Origin of the sequence: Actinocatenispora sera (genome assembly GCF_018324685.1) — a bacterium.
Classification (GTDB): domain Bacteria; phylum Actinomycetota; class Actinomycetes; order Mycobacteriales; family Micromonosporaceae; genus Actinocatenispora; species Actinocatenispora sera.
Map to the genome: position 1 here is coordinate 1,469,900 of NZ_AP023354.1, position 19,968 is coordinate 1,489,867.

Consider the following 19,968-nt stretch of genomic DNA (forward strand, 5'->3'; position numbering starts at 1 on the left):
GCGAGGGGTACGACAGGACGGTATGACCCGTCCGTTTCCGGACAGATCAGGGGATTGGCGCCGAGTGGGCAGGGCTCGCCTCGACCGGCGGCCAGCGCCTGCCAACCCGCCACCTACCTCTTAGGCTCGGGGGCGTGACCAAGTCAACGACCGGGCACAGCGCGGTGCCCGACCGCACGCATCGAGTGGACACCGAGGTGGGGCGGCTGCGTACGGTGCTGCTGCACCGGCCCGGCCCGGAGCTCGCTCGGTTGACCCCGCGCAACAACGACTCGCTGCTGTTCGACGGGATTCCGTGGGTGGAGCGGGCCCGGGACGAGCACGACGCGTTCGCCGCGGCGCTGACCGGGCGCGGTGTCGAGGTGCTCTACCTGGCCGAGCTGCTCGCCGAGACGCTGACGGTGCCGGACGCGCGGGCCGAGCTGACCGAGGCGGTACTGGCCGATCACCGGCTCGGCGACACGCTGCGCCGCCGGGTGGCCGACTACCTGGCCGGGCAGACGCCGGAGGCGCTGGCCACGGTGCTGACCGCGGGCCTGGCGCACGAGGAGCTGCGTACCGGTGGCGGGTTGGTCTACGCGCTGATGGACCGGCACGAGTTCGTCATCGACCCGCTGCCGAACCTGCTGTTCACCCGCGACTCCAGCGCCTGGGTCGGCGACCACGTCGCGGTGACCAGCCTGACCATGCCGGCGCGGTCCCGGGAAACCACGATCACCCGCGCCATCTACCGGCATCATCCGCGCTTCGCCGGCACCCCGCTGCTGTACGAGCCGAGCCTGGAGCACGTCGAGGGCGGTGACGTGCTGCTGCTCGCGCCGGGGGTGATCGCGGTCGGCGTCGGCGAGCGGACCACGCCGGCAGGGGCGGAGCGGCTGGCCCGGCGCTGCTTCGACCGGGGCCTCGCGCACACCGTGCTGGCGGTACCGATCGCGCAGGACCGGGCGACGATGCACCTGGACACGGTCTGCACGATGGTCGACGTCGACGCGGTGGTGATGTACCCGAACGTGGCCGACCGGCTCGCCGCGTACACGGTGACCGAGGCCGGGCCGGGCGAGGTGGCGGTGGCCGGGCCGGAGCCGTTCCTGCCGGCGGCGGCGAAGGCGATGGGCATCGACACGCTGCGGCTGATCGACACCGGGCTGGATCCGGTGACCGCCGAGCGCGAGCAGTGGGACGACGGCAACAACACGCTGGCGATCGCGCCTCGGGTGTGCGTGGCGTACGAGCGGAACACCGAGACGAACGCCCGGCTCGAGGACTCGGGTGTCGAGGTCATCCGGATCGCCGGCTCGGAGCTGGGGTCCGGCCGCGGCGGCCCGCGGTGCATGTCGTGCCCCATCCACCGCGACCCTGTGGATAACTGACCCGAGCCTGTGGAAAACCCGGTGGACAGTCGCGGCCGCCTGTGGATAGCTGTGGGTAACCGGTGGAGGACGCCGCTGCCGACCGGACCGACAGGGTGTTCTCGGCCCTTTGCTCTGCTTCCTCAGAGGAAGCAGAGGCGCCGCGCATCAGCGGGTGCTTCCCATGAGGAAGCAGAGCCGCTCTGCTTCCTCATGGGAAGCGCGTCGGTCAGTCGGGCAGCCAGCAGCCGTGGAAGCCGGCCGGCACCCGGCGGGGCAGCAGCACCGCGCCGACCTCGGTGAGGTCGTGGGCGTCCAGGCAGCGCAGCTCGGAACCGTTCAGGGTGGACACGATCGACAGCAGCCAGCCCTCGTCCTCGCTGGCACCGTCGGCGGCGCGGACGAACTCCGCCTCGCCGGGCCGCCCCGCCACCTCGATCGCGCTGGCCGCGCCGGACACCGTGTCGTACTTGACGATCTCGCCACCGCCGACCGTGTACCGGTAGCGGCTCGGCCGGCCGACCAGCTCGTCGTTGATCGTCGGGAACTCGACCGACCGATCGTCCAGCTGCTGCTCGGACACGGTGCCCGCGGCCGGGTCGATCGTCCACCGGTGCAGGCTGGCGCCGGCCGCGGCGTCGCTCGCGACCACGCCGCCCGCCGCCCGGCTGGCCTCGGAGGGGCTGCCCCCGCCCGCGTGCGCGGCCTCGGTACCGGCGGTGGTGCCGCCGATGCCGGACCACTGCGCCAGGAACGAACCCGGCGTGTACCGCACGGCGTCGAGGACCACGTGGCCCGCGGCGTCCTCGTGCGCGTTGCCGACGTGGAAGACGTAGCACGGGTCGATCTCGATCCAGCGCACCGGCCCGCCGCCGAGCGGCATCACGCCGAGGCGCGCGCCGTACCCGTCGCTCCACTGGTACGGCATGCCGCGGCCGACCAGGCTCATGTCGAACACGACTGGAAGGTCGAGCCAGACCGCGTGGTGCTCGGTGATGGCGAAGTCGTGCATCATCGTCGGCCCGGGTACGTCGATGACCCGGGTGTCGAGCAGGTCGCCGGCGGCGGTGAGCCGGTGGTAGGTCAGGTACGGCGGGAGCGCGCCGTAGCCGAAGACGTGCAGGTCACCGGTGGCCGGGTCGAGCTTGGGGTGGGCGGTGAACGCGGTGGTCAGCCGCCCGCCGAAGTCCACCGGGCCGACCGTGTCCAGCTCCGGGGTCAGCTCGTACGGGAAGCCGGACTCCACGAGGGCGAGGATCTTGTCGGCGTGCCGGACCACGCTGGTGTTCGCCGGCACGGCGGTCCGGTCGAGGCCGCGCTCGGACACGAACGGCTTGCCGGCCAGGCTCGCGGTGCGCACCCAGCGGTTGCGGTACCACTCGGCGCGGCCGTTGCGCAGCCGCACACCGTGCACCATGCCGGCGCCGGCGAACCAGTGGCCGGGGTCCTGGCCGGGCAGCGGGTTCGGCCCGTTCCGGAAGTACCGGCCGGTCAGCTCGGGCGGCAGGGTGCCGCGGATCGGCAGGTCGACCGCGTCGATCTCGTCCGGGACGGGGGCGAGCAGGCCCTCCAGGTACGCGGTGTCGGTCATGGCCGCCTCCAATGATTCGCCATCGACATGTCAAAGCTAGAATATCCATCACTGACATGTCAATACTGGAATGATGATCCTTCCCCTGACCCCAGCGTGGTCGATCGGCAACCGGCCGGCCGCGAGTCCGCCCAGATGCCGTCCGTGCGGGCCGCCGAACTCGCGGCAGGGCGTGCGAGGACCGCTAGATCAGCGGCAGGGCGACGGTGAAGGTGCTGCCCGACCCCGGCGTGCTCACCGCGGTCAGGCTGCCTCCGTGGTCGGTCACCAGCTGCCGCGCGATGGTCAGCCCGAGGCCGCTGCGCCCACCGCCGCGGGCCGGGTCGGCCCGCCAGAACCGGTCGAACAGGTGCGGCAGGTCGGCCGGATCGATGCCGCTGCCGGTGTCCGTCACGTCGAGCCGGGCCCGGCCGTCACCGGCGGCGACGGCCAGCACGATGCGACCACCGGCCGGCGTCGCGGCCAGCGCGTTGCGGATCAGGTTGCCGACCGCCTGCCGCAGCCGCTCCGGGTCGCCGGACACCACGGCCGGCCCATGCCGCTCGACGGCGAGCGTCACGCCGGCCGCCTCGGCGTTCCCGGAATGCGCGGTACGGCACGCCGCCGCGACTTCGCCGAGATCGACCGGCTCCCGGTGGTAGCTCAACGCACCCGACTCGGCGAGCGCGAGTACCTGGAGGTCGTCGACGATGCGCTGTTGCAGTAGCGCCTCGTCGTGCAGCGAGGCGAACAGCTCCGGGCTGGGCGGCAGTACCCCGTCGGCCAGCGCCTCCAGGTAGCCGCGCAGGTTGGCCAGCGGCGTACGCAGCTCGTGCGCCACGTCCGCGATCTGCTGCCGCTGCCGCTCCTCGCTCGCCGCGAGCGATGCGGCCATCCGGTTGAAGGCGCGGCCGAGCTGGGCGATCTCGTCCCGCCCCGACACCGGTACCGGGCCGGCGCCGGCGCCGTCGCCGAGCTGCCGGGCGGCCGCCGTCAACGCCCGTACCGGTCGCAGCACGCGCCGGCTGAGCAGCACCGCGGCGGCCACGGCCGCGAGCGCCACGATGCCGGCGACCAGCACCGTCGGGCCGGCACCGATGGCCGGGTCCGTCTGCCCGCGGGCACCGACGTACACCCGCACCGAGTCGGGTGCGTACCTCCCGACGTGCGCGGCGAACCAGCGGTTCAGGCACGAGGCGAAGGAGGTCGTCGCGTCCCGCAGGCAGGCACGCAAGGCGCGCTTGAAGTCCTTGGCCTCGGCCGTCGACGGTGCCGCCCGGTCGGCGGAACTCCGGCAGCGATGCTCGGCCGCCGAGCCACCGCCGGTCGGGTGGTACTCCGGGACCCCGGCCGGCCCCGTCGTGGCCAGTACGGCGCCGCCGGCCGCCTGCACGCACCGCGCGTACCCCGACTCCCGCACGTAGCTGGTGAACGAGGACCAGACCGTGGTCAGGGTCTGCCCCTGGCCGGCCCGGTCGGCCAGCCGCAGTGTCGGCCGCGGGTCGGCGAGCGTGGCCGGCCCGACCACCGCCCGGGCGGGACGGCCGGCCAGCAGATCGGAGTCGGCGATCAGGTCACCGGACACGGTCTCCACCCGTACCCGCAGGCCGGTGCGCCGCGAGATGGCGGTCACCGTGGCGGACACCCCGGACCAGCCGGCGTGCTCCCGGCCGTACCGGCCGAGCTCGTCGGTGACGCGCAGCACGTCCCGGTTGGCGGCGGTGACCGAGTCGGTGAGCTGACCGGACGCCTGGTGCAGGGTCAGCCACGCGGTCGCCACCGTCGCGGTGACGGCGATCAGCAGCGTCAACGCGAGTACCCGGAACCGGAAACTCACCCGAACCCCGACTTCGGCCGTACCCCGGCCGGCCGGCTCACCGTGGCTCCCGCAGCCGGTAGCCCCGGCCGTACACGGTCTGCACGTACCTGGGCGCGGCCGGATCCGGTTCGATCTTGCGGCGCAGGTTCATCACGTGCGCGTCCACCGTACGGGCCAGCACGTGCTGGTCGAAGCCGAAGACCCGGTCGATGATCTGCGCCCGCGTCAGCACCCGTCCCGGCTCGGCTGCGAGCGCCCGCAGGATCGCGAACTCCTTGCCGGTCAACGACACCGGGCGGCCGGCGACCCGTACCTCGAAGCGGCCGGCGTCGATCGTCAGGTCGTCGACGACCAGCACGTCGTCGTCCGCCGCACCGCGGCCGGCCCGGCGCAGCAGGGCTCGTACCCGGGCAACCAGCTCCCGCGGGCTGTACGGCTTGGTCAGGTAGTCGTCGGCGCCGAGGTCGAGGCCGAGCAGCAGGTCGTTCTCGGTGCTGCGGGCGGTCACCAGCAGGATCGGCAGGTCCGACTCGGCGCGCAGGATCCGGCACACGTCCAGCCCGTCCACGACCGGCATCAGCACGTCGAGCACGACCAGGTCCGGCGCCTGCGCGCGGGCGCGTTCCAGCGCGGCCCGGCCGTCTGCCGCCACGGCCACCGCGTGCCCCTCGCGTTCCAGGTAGAGCCGGAGCAGGTTCGCCTGCTTCGGATCGTCCTCCGCCACCAGTATCCGAGCCGCCACACCGCACCTCCCGGCGACACAGTACGGGCGGCCCGGCCGTACGGGCAGGGGGCGCGGACGGCGGCACCGGTACCGAACGGGATCTTCAACGGTTCTTCATCGGTGTGCTCCTAGCGTCGCCGGCGTTGCGTACCCGAGTCGAGGAGATGCCGTGCGCAAGCACCTGATCTGGGTCGCGGCCGTCGCGACGTTGGCGTTGAGCGGCTGCGGCGGAAGCACCGGTCCCCAGGTGGCGTCAGCCGGCGGGAAACCGTCCGCGGCGAGCAAGAGCGACGAGCGCACCGCGTACGTGGACGGGGTCCGGGAGTGGGTGAAATGCCTGCGCAAGCACCACGTACAGGTGTCGGATCCGGATTCGAAGGGGAACGTCGAGTTCACCGGCGACAAGGCGAAGCTGAAGGCGGACCCTGCCTTCCGGGCCGCGCAGGAGGCGTGCAAGGACAAGGTGCCGCCGCTCCCGCCCGACCTGGAGGACCGGCCCACCCTGTCGCCGCAGGAGATCGCCAAGCGGCGGCAGTACGCGAGGTGCATGCGCTCGCACGGCGCGCCGGACTATCCGGATCCGGGCGCGGACGGCTACTTCCCGGACCCCGAGGGCAACCAGGACGGCGCCGGCCTGCGGCGCGCCACCAAGGCATGCGCGTCCATCCTGGGCCTCCAACCCGAACCCACCGGCAAGGCCAAGGGCTGATGCGTCGTCGCATCCGTACCGTCGCGATCGCGGCCGGAGCGGTCGCGGTGCTGGTCGTGGCGGGCGCGGCGGCGGTCGGGCTGGGCGGCCGGCACCCCGCGGCGACCGGCACCAGCCCGAAGTCGACCGGCACGGCCACGGTGGTGCGCCGCGACCTCGTCCGGTACGTCTCGGCGGACGGCGAGGTCGGCTACGGCGCCAGCGCCCCGGTGACGTGCAAGGCGGCCGGCACGATCACCTGGCTGCCGGCCACCGGTAAGACCGTCTCCCGCGGCGAGCAGCTCGTCCGGGTCGACGACCGTCCGGTGGTCCTGCTCTACGGGACCCTGCCGATGTACCGGGAGCTGAAGGACCGCACGGTCGGCAACGACGTGCGCCAGTTCGAGCAGAACCTCGCCGCGCTCGGGTACGGCGACTTCACCGTCGACGACACGTACTCGCCGTTGACCGCGGCGGCGGTCAAGCGCTGGCAGCACGATCTGGGCGTACCCGAGACCGGCACCGTGGCCGCGGCCGACGTCGTGATCCAACCCCACGCGGTACGCGTGGCGCGGCGCCTGGTGCGCCCCGGCGCCGCGAGCCCGGCCGACGTGGTCTCCGTCGGCGGCAGTACCAAGGTCGTCACCGCCTCGTTCGGTGAGGACGACGCGGACTGGGCGAAACACGGGGCGTCGGTCACCGTGACGCTGCCCGACGGCGGGGTCGTCGCGGGCACGGTGGCCTCGGCGAACCTCGGCGTCAGCGACAACGAGCCGGTGGTGCGCGTGACGGTACGGGTGGCCGAGGACCAGCGGCTCACCAACGCGGCGAAGGTGGTCGTGCGGCACGTGGCGCAGCGCCACCGCGGCGTGCTCGCGGTACCGGTCGACGCGCTGCTCGCCCTCGCCGAGGGCGGCTACGGCGTGGAGACGGTCGTGGCCGGGCACAGCCGGCTCGTCGCCGTGCACACCGGCATGGTCGCCGACGGGCTGATCGAGATCTCCGGCAACGGGATCCACGCCGGCACCACGGTACGGGTGCCGCGGTGACCGCGCCGGGCGTCGAGCTGGTGCGGCTCACCGGGGTGACGAAGACCTACCCGGGCCCGGTGACGGCGCTGGCCGGCGTCGATCTGACGATCCGCGCCGGCGAGTTCGTGGCGATCGTCGGACCGTCCGGGTCGGGCAAGTCGACGCTGCTGCAACTGCTCGGCACGCTCGACGAACCGACCTCCGGCACGGTACGGATCGCCGGACACGACATCGCCGCGCTGCCGGACCGGTCCCGTTCGGCGCTGCGGGCCGGCACGATCGGCTTCGTGTTCCAGCAGTTCCACCTCGCCGCCGGGGTCCCGGCCGACGAGAACGTCGCCGACGGCCTGCTGTACGCCGGGGTACCGCGGCGGCGCCGGCTGCAGGCGGCGCGGGAGGCGCTGGAGCGGGTCGGTCTCGGGCACCGGCTCGACCACCGGCCGAACGAACTGTCCGGTGGCGAACGGCAACGGGTCGCGATCGCGCGGGCGTTGCTCGGCTCGCCACCGCTGCTGCTGGCCGACGAACCGACCGGCAACCTGGACTCGGCCGCCGGCGAGACCGTGCTGGCGCTGCTCACCGACCTGCACGCGACCGGTACCACGGTCGTCATCATCACCCACGACCGGAGGATCGCGGCCCTGCCGCCGCGCCAGATCGCGGTCCGGGATGGCCGTGTCGTCGCCGACACCGAACAGGACGGGCATCGTGCACGGACATCGGAGCCGGCTCGGGGCCCGGTGCGGCCGGCGGAACCGGATCCGGGCCCGGCGCAGGCAGCGGACTGGGGTGGGCGTCGTGGGTGACCGGTCCGGAGCGCCGCGGCCGGCCCGCCTGTCCGTCACCGACGCGATCCGGTTGGGCGGTGCCGGTCTGCGGACGCGGCCGCTGCGGGTGATCCTGTCCGCCCTCGGGGTGGCCATCGGCATCGGGGCGATGATCGCCGTGGCCGGCATCTCCACGTCCAGCCGCGCGCAGCTCGACCAGCAGCTGGCCCGGCTCGGTACCAACCTGCTGACCGTGGTCCCGGCACAGACGCAGACGGGCGAACCGGCTCAGCTGCCGGTCGAGTCCACCCGGATGATCCGGCGGATCGGCCCGGTGACCGCGGTGTCCGCGACCGGGGAGCTGACCGCGCACGTCTACCGCAACGACCGGGTACCACCCGGCCAGACCGGCGGCATCGACGTGCTCGCGGCGAACGCCGCGCTGCCCGGCACGGTCTCCGCCCACCTCGCCGCCGGCTCCTGGTTCAACGCGGCCACGGCGCGCTACCCGGCCGTCGTCCTCGGCTCCGTCGCGGCCCGCCGGCTCGGCCTGCCCGGCCCCGGCGTACGGGTGTGGCTGGGCGATCGCTGGTTCGTCGTGGCCGGCGTGCTGCAACCGGTGGCGCTCGCGCCGGAGCTGGACAGCGCCGCGCTGGTCGGCTGGTCCGCGGCACGCACGTACCTGCACTTCGACCGCCACCCGACCCGCGTCTACGTGCGCGCGGTGGAGGAGCAGATCCCGGCCGTACGCGCGGTGCTCGCCAACACCGCCAACCCGCAGCGACCCGGTACCGTCTCGGTTTCCCGGCCGTCGGATGCGTTGCGCGCCAAGCAGGCCACCGACGCCACCCTCACCGCGTTGCTGCTCGGTCTCGGTGCGGTCGCGCTGCTGGTCGGTGGCGTCGGGGTGGCCAACACGATGATCATCTCGGTGCTGGAGCGCCGCGCCGAGATCGGCCTGCGCCGCGCGCTCGGCGCCACCCGCGGCCAGATCCGGCTGCAGTTCCTCACCGAGTCGCTGCTGCTGTCCGGGCTCGGCGGCGCGGGCGGCGCCGTCATCGGCATCCTCGGTACGGCCGGCTACGCGGCGAGCCGTGGCTGGCCGGTGGTGGTACCCGCCTGGGCATCGACCGGGGGCATCGCCGCCACCATGATCATCGGTACGCTCGCCGGCCTGTACCCGGCGGTCCGCGCCAGCCGCCTCGCCCCCGCCGCCGCGCTGTCGGTGCCATGACCGTCGACCCGTGGCCGGTGCTGGGGCGGCGGGGTGCACCGGCCGCGCCGGCCGACCCGTACGGGAACCGCACGGGCCGGCGTCCGACCCGGCGGCCGGGATCGGGCCCCGCCGCCCGGTCGGAACCGCTGGCTGTGGCGGTGTCCCGTGGGCTGGTCGGGACCGGTCTCGTCAGGCGGACGGGACCGGGGCGAAGTCGCCGGCGTGCCGGCGGGCGAAGTCGGCGAACGTCGTCGGCTCCACGCCGAAGGTGCGGTGCGTGCTCAGGTCGACGACCGCGTCCGGGGAGCCGCGCCGGCCGGCGTAGATCTCGTCCAGCAGGTCCAGCACCTCCGGCGGGAAGCCCTCGGCGGCGTGCAGCGCCCGCTTCTGCCCGGCGGTCACCGGCTCGTACCGGTACGGCCGGCCGGTCGCCGCGGTGAGCAGCTCGGCGACCTCGGTCATCGTCAGCGCCTCCGGGCCGGTCATGGCGTACGCCCGGCCCTCGATCCCGTCCGCGGCCATCACCGCCACCGCCACCCGGGCGATGTCCTCGATGTCCACCGGGGCCAGCCGGCTGTCCCCGATCGGCATCACGATCGCGCCCCGGCCCGCGTCGACGCCGGTGAGCGCACCCGGCAGGTACACCTGCATGAACTGGCTGGGCTGCAGGTGCGTCCAGGCCAGCCCGGAGTCCTCCAGGTACCGCTCGATCTCCAGGTGCCAACGGGTACCGCGGAACGCCTGCGGGTCGAACGTGGTGCCGGACTCCTTGCCGCTGAACTTGACGACGTGCCCGACCCCGGCCGCCTTCGCCGCGTCGATGAACCGGCACTGGGTACCGACCATGTCGTCGCGCGGCGACGAGATCATCAGCACCCGGTCGACCCCGTCCAGCGCGGCGCCGAGCGACTCGGGTACGCGCATGTCGCCGACCACGATCTCGATGCCGGGCAGGTTCCGCAGCCACGCCCCCTTGGCGGGATCCCGGACCAGAACCCGGATCGGTACGCCCTGGCGGGCGAACTCGCGGGCCACGATCGAACCGGCGACACCGGTGGCGCCTGTCGTCAGATGCATGTCTTCTCCTCGGTGCTGGCGAGATGGGGGAGACCGAACCGCGGGAACAGCAACGGATCGTGAACCATGTCGATCCGCGCGATCCCGTCCGGTCCGAGCGTGAGCAGTTGCAGGGCATGGGCGCGGGGAACGCCGCCGTGCCCCGCGACGTACAGGCCGAAGGCCGGCTGGCCGTTCGCCGTGGTCGGCAGCAACCGGCGACCGGGCCGGGTCAGCCGGCGGCGCAGGAACGCGGCGACCTGCTCCCGGCCGCGGAACCAGGTCGGGATCGGCGGCATCTCCAGTACCGCGTCCGCGGCGAGAATCCGCAGCAGCTCGTCGATGTCGGCGTTCTCGAACGCGACCGCGTACCGGTCGAGCAGGGTGCGACGCACCGGATCCGCCGGCTCGGTGAGGTCGTACCCGTCCGGTGCGGTACGGGCGAGTTGCCGGCGGGCGCGCTGCAGCGCGCTGTTGACGGCCGCCGTGCTGCTGTCCAGCAAATCGGCGGCCTCGTCGGCGTGGAACATCAACACGTCCCGCAGGATCAGTACGGCGCGCTGCCGGCCGGGCAGGTGCTGCAACGCGGCGACGAACGCGAGCCGGATGCCGTGGTGCGCCTCGGCCGCCGTCGCCGGGTCCAGCTCCGTCGCCGAAACAGGTTCCACCCAAGGGATCTCGACGTTGCGCGGATCGATGGTCCCGGCCGGATCGGCCGCCGGCCCGCCCAGCCCGGACGGCAGGGCACGACGCGCCCGGCCCTCGATCGCGCGCAGGCAGACCCGGGTGGCGATCCGGTACAGCCAGGTGCGCACCGACGCCCGGCCCTGGAACGCGTCGAAGGCCCGCCACGCCCGCAGGTAGGTTTCCTGCACCGCGTCGTCGGCGTCGTGCGGCGAGCCCAGCATCCGGTAGCAGTAGGCGAACAGCTCCCGCCGGTACCGCTCCGCCGCGTCCTCGAACGCGGTCACCGGCCGGCCTGTGCGGTGTCGAACACCACCGTGTCGGCGGCGATCCGGCCGCCCCGTACCGACACGTGGTCGACGGTGCGCACGGTGCCGAACGGGCCGGTGTGCAGGTCGTGGCAGACCACCGCGCTGTCCTCGTCGCCGTACGCGGCCACCACGTCGACTCCGGTGACCACCTCGGCGAACTCACCGATCGCCGCAGCGACCGCCGCCGCCCCGGCCAGCCGGGTACGCGGGCTCTCGAACACCACGTCGTCGTGCAGCAGCGCGGTCACCGTCGCGAGGTCGCGCCGGCCGAACGCCTCCACGAACGCCACCGCGACCGGCACCGCCGCGCCGGCCGGCCGGTACGTGCCGAGCAGCGTCGCCTTCCGCGGCTCCGGCTCGGCCGCCAACCGGGTACCCAGGTCGCGCTGGAACCGCCCGAACGCCTCGACGCCCGGCAACACCGGGTCTGTCGCGGTCGTCGCCACGTGCACGAACTCGGCGCCGTCCAGCTGCACCGCGGTGTACTCCAACCCCGGTGGCCGCTCCCGTCGTAGCTGCGCGAACACCGCCTCGACCAGGCGCCGGTTCTCGGCCGCCGCATCCTCGCGTGTCCGGTACCGCACCACAACCGTCTCGCTCATCCCGCGCTCCCTTTCGGTTCCGTACCCTCCACCGGTACAGATCCGCCGGCCCCCGGAAACTCATCGCCCGCGCAGCTGGACCGGAGCGGAGCGCCGCGGGAACCGGACGCGACACCGACTCGGCGTCGACCCGGACTGACCGCCCCGGATCAGCGCGAAGGAGCCCCTCACCGGCGGGCCAGCGCGGTCCGATCGATGCACGTGGGTCGGTGCACGTGAGTCGGTGCCGTCGGGTCGTGCGGGGTCGGTGCGGCAGGCAGGCGTGGACGGGGTGCGAGCGAGCCGGTCCGACCAGGGTGTGCGCGCGGGGTCGGGACGCCGACGGTACGGGCGGCAGCGGTGCGCGAGGCCGTGCGGATCAGTGTGGGCCAGTCAGTGCGTGCGGGTCAGTGCGGGCGGGTCAGTGCGTGCGGGTGAGGACGCTGACGCTACGGAGGTCGCGGTGCGCGGCGTGCACCTCGGCGATGTCGGCGAGCGCGTCGCGGCCGAGCGCCTGGTACGCGCCGACGAGCAGGGCGAGGCCACGGTCCCGGTACTCGTCCGCGTCGATCCAGTGCAGCTCACTGCCGACCGCGAGGGCGTACGCCGGCTGCCCGGCGGCCAGTTGCCGTTCGGCCTCGGCGATCAGGCTCGCCGCGTCCGGCCCGCCGGCCTGCAACGCCCGCAGCCGCTGGCCGGAGCTCTCCAGCCGCGGGTCGCCGGAATCGGTGGGCAGCACCGGAAACAGCGACACCGCGGTCGACTGCCGGGGTGACTGCGCCCAGCTCGGCAGGCCGTCGGCGGCCACCGCCTCCCGGTCGGCGGCGGCGAACCAGTCGAGCGCCGCCGCGAGCGGCCGCAACGCGCGAGCCTCCGGGCCGTCCGCGCCGTAGTCGGCGGCCACCGCGTCGATCCGGTGCCGGAGCTGGACGAGCAGCGTGGCCGCGCCGTTCGTCCAGGTCTCCGCCGAATCGCGGGCCCAGTTGAACACCACGAATGCGGGCAGCTGCGCCGGATCGTCGTACCACAGGCCGTAGTGCAGCCCGTCCGAGTCACCGCCGAGCACGGTGACGAACTCGGCCGGATCGCACCGGTAGCGGCCGTGCAACCGCTCGTCCAGCCCGCCGGCGCCGACCAGCGACAGCCCGTCCGGAGCGAGGTACTCGGTGAGGCCGAACGGGGCGACGCCGAGCTGGTTCAGCCCCTCCCGCTCGGCGTCGTCGGCGCTGTGCCAGAGCGCGGCGAACACCGCCAGGTGCCGTGGCACCCGCAGCCCGTACACCCGCCGGACCCGTTCCTCGAGCGCCGGGAACCGGGACCAGATCTCGGTCAGCGTCCGCGTGCGCCGTGCCTCGCCGTCCACCGCCGCATCGTAGGCTACGCCGGCCAGCTCGCTGGTTACCTTGTCGCACAACGGGTACGGCGCCGGTAGGCTCGGCGGTATGGTGGTCGACGACGTGGCGCTGAGCCGGGCGGTTTCGCACGCGTTGCGGCACGAGCCCTGGCGGTACGAGCTGGAACTCGACCGGGAGGGCTGGACCCCGGTCGATCAGCTGCTGCTGGCGCTGCGGGAGCGCGGCGGCGACTGGGCGGCGGTCGACCGCGCGGCCGTGCGGCGGATGATGGCAGCGGCCAGCAAGCAGCGCTTCGAGCTCGACGGTGACCGGATCCGCGCCCGGTACGGGCATTCGTTGGCCGGCCGGATCGAGCTGGTGCCGGGCCTGCCGCCGCCGCGGTTGTTCCACGGTACGGCCCCGGCCACGGTGCCGGTCATCCGGACGCAGGGGCTGCGCCCGATGGGCCGGCAGTACGTGCACCTGTCGGCCGACGTCGAGACCGCGCGCTCGGTGGGGCAGCGCAAGAGCGGCCGGCCGGTGCTGCTGACGGTCGATGCGGCCGCGGCGGCCGCCGCCGGGATCGTCTTCTATCGTGGCAACGACCGGGTCTGGCTGGCCGACGCGATCCCGCCCGATCACCTCGAACCGCTGGCCTGACGCCCGACGGGTCACCGGCGCGGTGGACGAGGGCGGCCGGCGGTCCGGCCGCGCACCGGTCGACCTGATGCCGCAGGTCATCGACCCGAGCTGATGCCGCCCCCGCCGGCCGGTGCCGCGAATCGGGTGGTCGGTCCGAGTCACGTGATCGGTGCAAGTCGTCGCGACAGGGCGGAAAGATCACAGCAGGTACCGGACCACGCACTATCTGAAGAATGGCAACCAGGGGGTTTCGTCCGCACGATGGGTGCCGGCACCATGACGTGGTCGACACCATCCCCCCGGTGCTCGAACTCGAAACCGCCCCGCTCGGCCTCCGCCGGCGGGGCGGTTTCATGCCCGGCCCGGACGCGCCGATCCCGATGGCTGGCGGGTTGCCGTCGCCCGGCCCGGACTCGCCGAGGTTCCCGATGGCTGGCGGGAAGCCGTCAGCTCCGCCCCGGACGCGTGTCGTCCCCGGCCCGGTGGAGTCAGTCGCCCTCGACGATGACGACGTCGCAGTCGATGTGATCGGTGCGCAGCGGCCGGATCCGTACGTACTCCGGCGACTCGTACCAGCCACGGGCGTGCTCCACGTCCGGGAACCGGATCACCACCGCATCGCCCGGCCAGCTGCCCTCCCGTACCTCCAGCGCGCCGCCGTGCACGAGGAAGGTGCCACCGAACGGATCGAGGGTGCCCTGGACGAGCTCCAGGTACTGCCCGACCTCCGGCGGCAGCGGGTCCGGCGGGCGAAGCTGCGCGATCACGTACCCGGCCATGGTGTGACTCCTGTCCCGGGCCGCCCGCACACACCGTCCGGGACCGCCCGTACTGGAAGCAATGAGACAGACACCACGCTAGCCGTCATGATCGTCGCCGGTCGGCGAACTGTCCGAAACACGCAGGTACCCGCCGTCGGGACGGGTCCCGCCCGACCGGTCCGATACTCGCTACGGCTGACGATCCGCGACGAAAGGCGGTCCGATGACGCGTGTGAGCCGCCTGGGGGCGGTCGTCGTCCTGCTCGCGGCACTCGCCGGCTGCGGTGGCCCGCAGCACCGGCCGACCACCGGCGACCTGATGTACCGGTACTTCCGGTCCACGCACGTACGACACGACCGGTACGCGGGGGTGACCGGCCCCGACCGGCTCGCCGAGTTCGCCGCCGAGGGTGGGCCGAAGGCGGTCGTGGCCAGCATGTTCAGCGTGTACGAGTGCATCGACGCCGACTACCTGGAGCAGCAGCGCGAGCAGGACCGGTACCGGACCTACGCGGGCGCCTGCCCGACCGCTACGGCCAAGCGGCGCGCCGAACGCTTCGCCGGGCGCGGCGGCACCGTGTACACCCGGCGGATCCTGATCCAGCACCACGACGGCAGCCTCGAGCTCGGCACCGTGTACGTGCCGAGGCGTCGCGACGGCGGCACCAGGCTGGTCGACCAGAACGGCGGCGAATATCGGACCCTGGACGACTTCCGGCAGCACAACGAGACGCTCCGGGGCGACGACTGGATCGTCACCCTGGAGCACATCACCTCGGTACCCGGCCACGGCCGGATCGTCACCGTCACCGGCCACGCCGCCCCCGACCGCCGGCCCTGGCTGTACGCGAGCATCGCCCTGGCACTGCTCGCCGCCGCCGGCGCGACCCTGCTCGTCGTACGCGCCGTGCGCCGCCGCCGCACGCCCGACCCGCTGCTCGATCAGTGGTCCGTCTGAGCCCCCGCCGTACCGCCCGGAGGGGCCCGAACCGGCCGTGTTAGAGTTACCGCCGGTTTCACCAACTGCGCCCGTAGCTCAACGGATAGAGCATCTGACTACGGATCAGAAGGTTGGGGGTTCGAATCCCTCCGGGCGCACCTTGTTTTTCATGCTCGTAAAGGCGTTTTTCATGCTCGTAAAGGCCGTGACCAGGGCCTTTACTTTTTTGCGAGCAACCTTCATGTTCGATGGTTATCGATACAGTGCCCGAGTCGTGCCCGAGCGGTGCCCGAGATAGGTCGAACCCAAGACCGTATTCCACGATGCGAAACTACCCTCTGTAACTGGAGGCAGATTACGCTATGCAACTGCCGTGGGTGGTGCCTGGGTTGTGCGAGGTCGAGGTCGCAGCTCGGACGGCCATGGCGCGCCCGGCTGTGCTCCACATGGTCTGACGGAGAGTCGTCTCGTGAGGTTCCTGGTTGCCGGTGCTCTACCCGTTGTCCGGCTGTCCCGCCGTGGCCCCGACATGATGGGCACCGCTAAGCCCGCTCACTTCGGACGCTAGCCGGCGGTGGGCTCGGTAACTGTGGCAGGTGTGTCGTGCTTGCCGAGCCGGAGGTGCTCGATGTGGTAGATGGCTTCGTCGAGCAGTTGGGCGACGTGGTTGTCGAACAGGGCGTAGACGATGCGTCGCCCCGATCGGGTGCTGGTGACCAGGCCCAGGGCGCGCAGCAGGCGCAGTTGGTGGGAGACGGCGGACTGCTCCATGCCGATGGTGTCGGCCAGCTCGCCGACCGGGCAGGGGCTCTGCCGTAGCCGGGGTGGTGAGCTCTCGTGCTCGTTTTCATGCGGTAGGCGATACGCGGAACAGCCGCGCGGGATGCCGGTTGGCGCGCAGGCAGCCAGCGCGTCCTGGGTCGTGACCGGCCCAGTCAAGTCACAACATCGATTCAGGTCGGCTCCTTGTCTGCTCCGGGGTGGGCCGCCTCGGCGTGGGCGGTTGGTGCCTCGTTCGGAAGACCGTTCCGGGCGAGCTGATCCCGCACATCGCGCGGCACGCCTATGCCGTGGCGGCGCAGATCGCCGACGAAGCGTGCGACGAGCGGGTCCGGTTCTGTGGACGTCACCGCCACCAGTTGCCTGACCCAGCGCGGGGAAAAGGATCGCACCGCTCCCGGGAAGCCGTGGCTGACCGCGCTCACGGGACACACGGCGATGCCCAGTCCGGCGGCCGCGAGCTGCGGTGCCGCCGCGGTCACCGACGTCCGCATCACCGTCTCCGGGTGGACTCCCACGCGGGCGAAGGACTGGTCGAGCCAGGCGCTGAGGCCATTGTCCGGTGCGAAGTGAACGAGCGGCACACCTTCGAGATCCTCAAGGCGGACCGCCGGCTGCCCGGCCAGCGGATGGTCGGCGGGTGTCGCCAACACGATCTCCTCCTCCGCGACGGCGGTGATCGTGAAGCGGCCGGCCGAGGGAGCGGTCACCACTGCCACGTCGACCTCGTCGGAGTCGACGAGGCCGAGCGCCTCGTCCATCGCCGTGGACTCGCGCAGCGTGATCGCGACCTCCGGATAGCGGCGGTGCCACTGACGAATGACGGCAGCGAGCAACGGCACCGTGAGGCTCTGCGCGCAGACCAGTCGCAGGATGCCCCCAGCCGCCTGACCCGCCGCACGCGCCGACCGAACCGCGGATGCGGCCGCGTCGATCGCACGTCTGGCATCGGCGACGGCAGCCCGCCCCGCTGAAGTGAGCTTTACCCCCCGGGGCTCGCGGCGAAGCAAAACCGTCCGGGTCTCGCGTTCCAATGAAGCGAGCTGATGAGAGACAGCGGGTTGCGACGAGTGCAGCAGCAGGGCGGCCTGCGTGATCGATCCGGAGTCCGCAACGGCGACAAGGCACTCCAGTGCCCGCAGAGAAGCCATCCATGGATCTTATCGAAGGCTTTCGAAGCATGAAGGTGATGGAGGGAAGCCATTCGAGCCCCTGGTTGCTGTCACCCACGAGACCTTCTCGCCAGGCCCGGCGAGGGGCTCGCATCGAGCGAAGGAGAGGCCATGGCACAGGTGTTCGTTACCGGTGGCTCCGGGTTCATCGGCCAGGTACTGGTGGGCCGGCTCCTCGGCGCGGGGCACTCGGTAGGTGTTCTGGTTCGAAGTGAGGCATCGGCCGCGAAGATCTCGGCGCTGGGCGCGAAGCCTGTGCGCGGCGAGTTGACCGAGCCGCTCACGTGGCGGAACGACGTGGTGGGCAGCGACGTGGTCTTCCACCTTGCCGCCGAGACGGACGTCACGGCTGATCGTGAACGCCATGAACTGGTGACCGTTCGCGGCACGCAGGCAGCCGTCGATGCTGCGCGCTACGCGCGGGTTCCACGTTTCGTCCACTGCGGTAGCGAAGCCGCCCTGCTGGCTGGCGCCCCGCTCGTGGACATCGACGAGACGGCGCCGCTGCGGCCCGACTCGGAAGCCGCCTACAGCGCCACGAAGGCCGTGGCCGAGAAGATCGTGCTCGACGCGAACGCCCCGGGCTTCGCCACCGTGTCGATTCGCCCGCGGTTCGTCTGGGGACCCGACAGCTTCCTCGTGGAGGGCCTGGCCGCGGCGGCGAAGGCGGGGCACTTCGCTTGGATCGAGGGAGGCCGGCACACAACCGACGTCACTTTCGTCGACAACGCCGTCGAGGGACTCGTGCTCGGATGGCAGCGCGGCCGACCAGGTCAGGCCTACTTTGTCACGGACCGGCATCGCGTCACTCTCCGTGAGTTCCTGGAGATCCAGTTCGAGATCTATGGTGTCGATGTCGCGATTCCCGACATGGACGCCGAGACCGCCGCCGGCCAGGTCCCCGTCCCCGCTCGATGGTTCCTCGGGCAGGAGTGCACCCTGCGCACGGACAAGGCCGTAACCGAACTCGGATACAAGCCCGTCGTCGAGCATGCCGCAGGCCTGGACGCTGTCAGGAACTCCGTGGCCGTCGGCCGCGTCTGACGCGCCCTCGACCTTCAACCGCCGCACACCACCGTTCTGGCCCGTCCTGGTACGGCAAGGTGCACAAGCAGCGACGTGGCGGAGCGACGCATAGGTCGAAGACCTCGTACATCGATGGCGAGGGAGATCGCGACGTCCCGCGGGACAGGAATACGTCGTCGGTTGGCGCACAACGGGTGACTGTTCCACTCGATTAAATTCCGGCGATGTGTATCCATCGCCGTGCGTTCATGACCGCCAGAGCGCGGTCCACCGTTTGGAGATCTTCATGTTTGAGGCGATAAATTGGCCGGAGGCCATGACTCCTAGTCGATCCCCCATCCACTTCACCAACGAGCTGGAGGTCGGAGCCTCTCCGGAAACGATATGGTCCCTGCTCGTGGACCCGCGCACCTGGCCCACGTTCTACCCGGGCGTCGGGGATGTTCAGATTCTTGACGGCCATGACTCGCTGCGCCTCGGAACTCGATTCGAAACCAACCTGGCCGGCCAGGACGTCTTCGCGTCCGTGCAGGAGTTCCAGCCCGTGTCGCGTATCGCCTGGGGCGGTTATCCCAAGGCGTCCGAAGCGTCCAGGGCTTACCACGCCTGGATCATCACCCCCACGCCAAAGGGGAGCCATCTCTGGACCGAAGAGACGATGCAGGGTCCGCTCTGGATCGAACTGGCGAAGCAGGACCCCGAGGTATTTTGGCGCACGCACGAGAACCTCCTCGCAGCACTCGCCAAGGTGGCGACCGAGCGTGAAAATCAGGCCGGTTGACTCGAAGTGCTCTCAGCGGAACCACCCAGAAAGGAAAGATGGCCGATGTACGACAAGGTGATATGGCCCGAACAGTACGACCCGAAGTCGTCTGCTCTCTACGCGCTCAATGACATCGACGTGAAGGCGCCACCTGAAGTGGTATGGAAGCTGCTCGTCGATGCCGAGAACTGGTCGAGCTATTTCCCTCCCGAAGACCGCGTCAAGATCCTTTCCGGCGGTTCGGAACTGGCTCTGGGGGCCAGGTTCAGCCGAGTGACGGTGGGATTTCCCATGAGTCTCCACGTGACGGAGTACGAGCCGTTCACCAGGCTTGCGTGGGAGACGACAGTCGACGGCGACGAAACGGGTTCGAGCGCATACCACGGCTGGGTCATCACGCCTACGGACGATGGCTGTCACGTACTGACCGAGGAAACGCAGCAGGGTCCCTTCTTCGTCGAGGAACTCGGGCGTAGGCATCCCGGTGCGCTGTACCGCTACCACCAGGACTGGGTCGAGCGGCTCGCCCGTGCCGCGGAGGCGGAAGTGGCAAAGCCCGCGGCCTGACCCGCCCGAATGCGTGAGCGTCGGCGAGGCATCCCACCACCCTTACGCCGCCGCATCGCCGGCGGCGTCAGGGCGTTCCGCAACGGCACACGGGATGGAGAAGGCTGCCGCAGCGGAGGGCGACAAGAGAGACCAACCTCGAGCGTGCCCGCTGGGCAGGGGTCACCGCGTATGGCGGTGAGGTGGT

General features: G+C 71.9%; 20 protein-coding genes and 1 tRNA gene. 11 read left to right on the forward strand and 10 right to left on the reverse strand.

Translation table 11 applies throughout. From position 1 onward, the window contains the following. Window positions 1-134: 134 nt before the first annotated feature. A complete protein-coding gene (locus Asera_RS06945) occupies window positions 135-1,370 on the forward strand; it encodes an arginine deiminase (RefSeq protein WP_244843766.1) in 1,236 nt (411 codons plus the stop codon). A gap of 208 nt (window positions 1,371-1,578) precedes the next feature. Here Asera_RS06945 and Asera_RS06950 read toward each other — a convergent pair whose 3' ends face one another. From Asera_RS06950 to Asera_RS06960, 3 genes are all read right to left on the reverse strand, one after another. Further along, window positions 1,579-2,940, reverse strand: coding sequence for a carotenoid oxygenase family protein (locus Asera_RS06950; protein ID WP_030445520.1), 1,362 nt, complete (start codon window positions 2,938-2,940; stop codon window positions 1,579-1,581). 184 nt (window positions 2,941-3,124) lie between these two features. Further along, window positions 3,125-4,756 (reverse strand): sensor histidine kinase, encoded by a 1,632-nt coding sequence (locus Asera_RS06955; protein WP_030445521.1) that lies wholly within the window; start codon window positions 4,754-4,756, stop codon window positions 3,125-3,127. A gap of 37 nt (window positions 4,757-4,793) precedes the next feature. Further along, window positions 4,794-5,480: a response regulator transcription factor gene (locus Asera_RS06960; protein ID WP_030445522.1), complete on the reverse strand. Its 687-nt coding sequence runs from the start codon at window positions 5,478-5,480 to the stop codon at window positions 4,794-4,796. A 151-nt stretch (window positions 5,481-5,631) separates the two neighbouring features. Between Asera_RS06960 and Asera_RS06965 the strand changes: the two genes are divergently transcribed. From Asera_RS06965 to Asera_RS06980, 4 genes are read left to right on the forward strand one after another with little or no spacing between them, the layout of a single operon-like run. After that, the gene (locus Asera_RS06965; protein ID WP_030445523.1) at window positions 5,632-6,171 is read left to right on the forward strand and encodes a hypothetical protein; all 540 of its coding nucleotides are present in this window, start codon (window positions 5,632-5,634) and stop codon (window positions 6,169-6,171) included. Next, window positions 6,171-7,199 (forward strand): peptidoglycan-binding protein, encoded by a 1,029-nt coding sequence (locus tag Asera_RS06970; protein ID WP_030445524.1) that lies wholly within the window; start codon window positions 6,171-6,173, stop codon window positions 7,197-7,199. Before Asera_RS06965 ends, Asera_RS06970 begins: the two co-directional genes overlap by 1 nt. A gap of 17 nt (window positions 7,200-7,216) precedes the next feature. Further along, the gene (locus Asera_RS06975) at window positions 7,217-7,987 is read left to right on the forward strand and encodes an ABC transporter ATP-binding protein (protein WP_084131158.1); all 771 of its coding nucleotides are present in this window, start codon (window positions 7,217-7,219) and stop codon (window positions 7,985-7,987) included. Next, window positions 7,980-9,182, forward strand: a complete 1,203-nt coding sequence (locus Asera_RS06980; RefSeq protein ID WP_051802045.1) for an ABC transporter permease — start codon at window positions 7,980-7,982, stop codon at window positions 9,180-9,182. Before Asera_RS06975 ends, Asera_RS06980 begins: the two co-directional genes overlap by 8 nt. Window positions 9,183-9,353: 171 nt before the next feature. Here Asera_RS06980 and Asera_RS06985 read toward each other — a convergent pair whose 3' ends face one another. From Asera_RS06985 to Asera_RS07000, 4 genes are all read right to left on the reverse strand, one after another. Then, complete coding sequence (locus Asera_RS06985) at window positions 9,354-10,241, reverse strand: NmrA family NAD(P)-binding protein (RefSeq protein ID WP_030445527.1); 888 nt, start codon at window positions 10,239-10,241, stop codon at window positions 9,354-9,356. Next, on the reverse strand, window positions 10,232-11,191 hold the full coding sequence (locus tag Asera_RS06990) for a sigma-70 family RNA polymerase sigma factor (RefSeq protein ID WP_030445528.1): 960 nt from the start codon (window positions 11,189-11,191) through the stop codon (window positions 10,232-10,234). Before Asera_RS06990 ends, Asera_RS06985 begins: the two co-directional genes overlap by 10 nt. After that, the gene (locus Asera_RS06995; RefSeq protein ID WP_084131107.1) at window positions 11,188-11,817 is read right to left on the reverse strand and encodes a nuclear transport factor 2 family protein; all 630 of its coding nucleotides are present in this window, start codon (window positions 11,815-11,817) and stop codon (window positions 11,188-11,190) included. Before Asera_RS06995 ends, Asera_RS06990 begins: the two co-directional genes overlap by 4 nt. A gap of 400 nt (window positions 11,818-12,217) precedes the next feature. Next, on the reverse strand, window positions 12,218-13,159 hold the full coding sequence (locus tag Asera_RS07000) for an ADP-ribosylation family protein (RefSeq protein WP_169745817.1): 942 nt from the start codon (window positions 13,157-13,159) through the stop codon (window positions 12,218-12,220). A gap of 79 nt (window positions 13,160-13,238) precedes the next feature. Between Asera_RS07000 and Asera_RS07005 the strand changes: the two genes are divergently transcribed. Beyond that, on the forward strand, window positions 13,239-13,790 hold the full coding sequence (locus Asera_RS07005; protein WP_030445531.1) for an RNA 2'-phosphotransferase: 552 nt from the start codon (window positions 13,239-13,241) through the stop codon (window positions 13,788-13,790). A gap of 470 nt (window positions 13,791-14,260) precedes the next feature. On the opposite strand, the gene Asera_RS07010 is transcribed toward Asera_RS07005, so the two are convergent. Further along, complete coding sequence (locus Asera_RS07010; RefSeq protein ID WP_051802027.1) at window positions 14,261-14,551, reverse strand: DUF1330 domain-containing protein; 291 nt, start codon at window positions 14,549-14,551, stop codon at window positions 14,261-14,263. 214 nt (window positions 14,552-14,765) lie between these two features. Here Asera_RS07010 and Asera_RS07015 point away from each other — a divergent pair, with 214 nt between their 5' ends. Beyond that, window positions 14,766-15,491, forward strand: a complete 726-nt coding sequence (locus Asera_RS07015) for a hypothetical protein (RefSeq protein WP_030445533.1) — start codon at window positions 14,766-14,768, stop codon at window positions 15,489-15,491. Between the two features lie 67 nt (window positions 15,492-15,558). Next, window positions 15,559-15,631 (forward strand) — tRNA-Arg (locus Asera_RS07020). A 406-nt stretch (window positions 15,632-16,037) separates the two neighbouring features. Here Asera_RS07020 and Asera_RS07025 read toward each other — a convergent pair. Continuing rightward, window positions 16,038-16,412, reverse strand: a complete 375-nt coding sequence (locus Asera_RS07025) for an ArsR/SmtB family transcription factor (protein ID WP_212804521.1) — start codon at window positions 16,410-16,412, stop codon at window positions 16,038-16,040. 14 nt (window positions 16,413-16,426) lie between these two features. Then, window positions 16,427-17,404 carry a LysR family transcriptional regulator gene (locus Asera_RS07030; protein ID WP_084132071.1) on the reverse strand — a complete coding sequence of 326 codons (978 nt, stop codon included), beginning with the start codon at window positions 17,402-17,404 and terminating at the stop codon, window positions 16,427-16,429. 132 nt (window positions 17,405-17,536) lie between these two features. Between Asera_RS07030 and Asera_RS07035 the strand changes: the two genes are divergently transcribed. From Asera_RS07035 to Asera_RS07045, 3 genes are all read left to right on the forward strand, one after another. Then, a complete protein-coding gene (locus tag Asera_RS07035) occupies window positions 17,537-18,469 on the forward strand; it encodes an NAD-dependent epimerase/dehydratase family protein (RefSeq protein ID WP_030447600.1) in 933 nt (310 codons plus the stop codon). A gap of 298 nt (window positions 18,470-18,767) precedes the next feature. After that, window positions 18,768-19,232, forward strand: coding sequence for an SRPBCC domain-containing protein (locus tag Asera_RS07040; RefSeq protein WP_280529759.1), 465 nt, complete (start codon window positions 18,768-18,770; stop codon window positions 19,230-19,232). A 45-nt stretch (window positions 19,233-19,277) separates the two neighbouring features. After that, a complete protein-coding gene (locus Asera_RS07045) occupies window positions 19,278-19,781 on the forward strand; it encodes an SRPBCC domain-containing protein (protein ID WP_030447602.1) in 504 nt (167 codons plus the stop codon). Window positions 19,782-19,968: the final 187 nt, after the last annotated feature.